The organism is Silicimonas lutimaris, assembly GCF_047314965.1.
In the GTDB taxonomy this organism is placed as follows: Bacteria; Pseudomonadota; Alphaproteobacteria; order Rhodobacterales; family Rhodobacteraceae; genus JAVJUV01.
In genome coordinates this window covers 1-3540 of the sequence record NZ_JBLBVK010000002.1, presented here as the reverse complement: position 1 = coordinate 3540, position 3540 = coordinate 1, and the positions used below count along the sequence as shown (strand labels likewise).

3 protein-coding genes are annotated in these 3540 nt (G+C 54.7%); 1 reads left to right on the top strand and 2 read right to left on the bottom strand.

Annotation, left to right across the window (positions count from 1 at the left end; genetic code table 11):
• The first annotated feature begins 635 nt into the window (after nt 1-635).
• Nucleotides 636-917: a hypothetical protein gene (locus ACKLNI_RS00025; protein ID WP_413716944.1), complete on the top strand. Its 282-nt coding sequence runs from the start codon at nt 636-638 to the stop codon at nt 915-917.
• A gap of 280 nt (nt 918-1197) precedes the next feature.
• Here ACKLNI_RS00025 and ACKLNI_RS00020 read toward each other — a convergent pair whose 3' ends face one another.
• Nucleotides 1198-2001, bottom strand: coding sequence for a class I SAM-dependent methyltransferase (locus ACKLNI_RS00020; RefSeq protein WP_413716943.1), 804 nt, complete (start codon nt 1999-2001; stop codon nt 1198-1200).
• Nucleotides 2002-2062: 61 nt separating this feature from the next.
• Nucleotides 2063-2866, bottom strand: a complete 804-nt coding sequence (locus ACKLNI_RS00015; RefSeq protein WP_413716942.1) for an alpha/beta fold hydrolase — start codon at nt 2864-2866, stop codon at nt 2063-2065.
• Nucleotides 2867-3540: the final 674 nt, after the last annotated feature.

Sequence of the window (3540 nt, the reverse complement as noted above, 5' to 3'; positions counted from 1 at the left end):
CCACATCACCACCAGCCGTCAGCTTCAGCTCAATCTCACGCAGCAGCTTCAAGATGTCTTCGTCTGAATGTCGCTTCCTCGCCATGCCCAATCCCCCTCTCGCGGCCAAAGTAATGGCCCAGTTCTAGGGGGGAAGGACAGGACCTCTTCGAAGTTGACCAAGTCTTCAGCAGTCGCTGAAGTGAATATTCCGAGAAAAATGACCGAACAGACTGTAAATTTCAGCATTCCGGAAGTCTAGCTCACGTTGAGTAGTGCAAGAAGACGTAATTCGTAGGCACGAATTTGCTGGCTTCTGTGATCTCTTCTGCCCATCCAAGACCCTCCTGAAAGGAAAACGACGCGCTACTGATCAGTTCGGGCGCTCATCGTGCGCCACGCAGTGCACCAAGGTGGTAGAAAATTCAATTTGTTCACAATGGGTCGCAAGGATTCACTATTTCTACCTGGCTCGTTCCAAGACAGACCTGGTTTTCGCATGTTATCCTCGCTCGATGAAGGCGCGACTACCAAACAAAGACACAAACCAATCTTTCATCATGTCCGTTCTCGCGGCCAGTTCTCATCACAGAGCTAGCAGAACAATGGTGGCTTTGGCTGTATGCGCGATGACGTTCCTTAGTGGCGGTATGGCTATGGCCGACAGTATCAATGGTATTTGGTGCGGCCAGGATGGACAACGAACGGAGATTTTATACGAAGAAGTGAAGTTGAGCGATGGCACCGAGGTTTATGGTGACTATGATCGCCATCATTACGTTTTCAAAATGCCGCCACACGGCGAATGGGCAGGCGCGACAGTTGATTTGGTTTTGGGCAGCGAAGATGTCGTCTTTGCCCGCTACATATCTGAATCGGGCGAAGAGCTTCTATCTGAACCCGAGAAGTGGACTCGTTGCCAATCAACAGTGAGCTAAATCAATGCCTGCGAGAAAATCGTAGCGATTTGCGCTGCAATTGCGGGTCGGTCGAATAACCGGACATTCGCTGCGGTCCCATTAACGACCGCCTTGGGCTCTTCTGAGACATCCGACGCTTTTTGTCAGATGACTGGTCTGCCCCTAAAACTGGTCATCGACGGTCGTCGCGGCACGGTTTTCGGCCGAAAAGTCTGCTTTCGGTGGCAGCGGACGTCCGTCACATCGAGCTGGATGTCCGAGAAGCGGGACACAACTGCCATCCAGAAATGGGAGCATCCTACGCTCGACAATGAATACAGATAGCATTGTTTGTCAGCCGATATGTGCCGTCTGGCTTCTTGTATTGTTTCAAATCCGAGCCGATGGCCTCGAAAGCGTCCTCCACTTCTTTGGAGGAACCAGCATCCATGCCAGGCCACAGGGGGCCGGCAACATCAAGGCGATACTGGATGAACTCCGAAACCGACGCGAAGTCGTAGACCACATCTATTGGCCGGATCGTGATATCCCGAAAGCCCGCTTCGCAGAGAAGAGATGTGATTTCTGTCTCACCTGAAAGGGAAAACGTGCTGACCGCATCGTGAGGTGAACCCGGCAGCCCAAAGTGCCTGTGAACCGCCGCCTTCGCAATGGACAGAGCGGGAACCCGATCCGGCGACGACCAGGTCGCTGCAACGAGATGACCACCCGGCTTCAGCGCCCTGCAAAGACGAGTGATCGTTGACGCGAGGTCGCTTACGAACATCAGCGACCACCGCGCCAAGATCAGGTCGAAGCTCCCGCCTACGAGGTTTATGGTTTCAACATTGGCGACTTCGAAGTCGATTTTCCTGACGTTCCCTTCGCGGGCTTTGTTCCTGGCCAGAGCGATCATATTCGGATCGGGATCGATGCCGAGGACGCGCCCAGCCTGCTCCATTACCTGTGCCGCGGAGATACCGGGTTCGCCGATCCCGGTGCCGACATCCAGAACAGCCCGTGCGGACCTTGCTTTGCCCAGTTCGAGCATTCGCTCGGTGAGAGGAGCAGCTCCCGCTTCAAGGATATGAGACCACTTCAGCCAAGCATCGGCATAAGACATCGTCAGCAAAGCATTCCATCTTTCAGTGAGCGGACCGGTGGCCCCTGTGTGACCGTCGAGGCTATAGCTCCGACTTCAGGACATCCACGAAGCCGCTGGGGTTCAGAACCATCATCATGTGGCCCACATCAGGTACGACGCCAATTGAAACACCATTGGCCCTTAATTCGTCAGGGTCCGGCGCGTCCGCTGTCACTTCACCTGTATTCTCCGGCAAAGACGCCTCACCGTAGATGAATGTGCGCTTCATTGGCAGGTCGAAGAACTTCTGCTTGAGGTCATTATCGAGTTGCACCAGCGCGAGGCTGTTTTTGTACACACCGATGAAGTCAGAGCCTTCCCACGCCCCGCAACGCCAAGCCGCGGACTGGTCACCTTCACGTCCGGCTTCGCGCCACTTCGCAAGGTGGCTTGGAAAGAAATCGGCAACGAACTCGTCCTGTGGCACCGAGGTGAAGTATCGAGTTCCAGCGCCGCCTCCAGTGGTCAGATTGCCTTCACACACAACAAGATGTGACACGAGTTCTGGGCGCTGCAGTGCCAGGTAGATACCCACCGTGCCTCCCATGCTATGCCCGACCACGACGCAAGCCGTCAGGCCTTCGTGATCCAAGATGCTGGCCACGGTCTTCGCGTGGTTCTGCATAGAGTGGTCGAATGCCGGAGGATGTTCGCTGTACCCAACGCCGAGGTAATCAACAAAGATACTATGACGACGGGGCATTGAGGGATGCGTGGCGGAAGGAAGGAAATTCGGAAGACTTGGGAAACTCAGCGCGGCCAGGTAGACAACTACTGGTCCTTCCCCATCGACGACGTGATATCGAATGGTCGCGTCAAATTCTTCCAGAAAAAGGCTCTTCATATGCTCCCCCCCCAAAAAGCTGTTCTGATAGCACTATGACATTTCCTGCGGTTTGGGCCAAATCGATGAATGTTGAGCTGCTTGCATCGGAAGCGGTAGGTCCACTCCGGGGTCACCTTCGACATCCGACGCTTTTGCTCAGATGACGGGTCTTCGTCGAAGACCTCGCGTCGAACCAGGTTTTGGAGCTGTTTTCCGAGCCGCTGTTCGGTGTGTACCACATCGAAACGGCAGCAGGACATCTACGCCCCGAGGTCAGAACATTTGTGAAGTGGCTTCGGTCAAAAGCAGAAACCGTCTCCAAGGGCGTCGTGGAGGCAGACAGGGCTTGATTTCTGTTTGGGGCGTCTACTCCGGGCTCAACGGAGACATCCGAGTCTTTTGGTCGGATGACCGCTTCGCCATGTGGAGCGGGAGTTCGGATTTACAGACGCAGTACCTCGTCCACTGTTTCTTGGTCCAACCCCAACACCTTTGCAGCCTCTCGTAGCATCCACGCACCGGCGGGCAGTTTGGCGATCTCAAGACGGTCGGCCCATATCTCCCGCGCCCACGTCTCGCGATCGTCGGGAAGCAGACTCTCGATGCTGGTTTTACGCCCTCGTCTGTCAGGCACAGTTCTTACTCTGGATAGAGTTTTGTGCTAGAACATTTCATGAACATTATGCGCATTC

Coding starts and splice junctions, on each gene's coding strand:
- ACKLNI_RS00020 (WP_413716943.1), bottom strand. CDS start 2,001: ATGTCTTATGCCGATGCTTGGCTGAAGTGGTCTCATATCCTTGAAGCG.
- ACKLNI_RS00015 (WP_413716942.1), bottom strand. CDS start 2,866: ATGAAGAGCCTTTTTCTGGAAGAATTTGACGCGACCATTCGATATCAC.
- ACKLNI_RS00025 (WP_413716944.1), top strand. CDS start 636: ATGGCCGACAGTATCAATGGTATTTGGTGCGGCCAGGATGGACAACGA.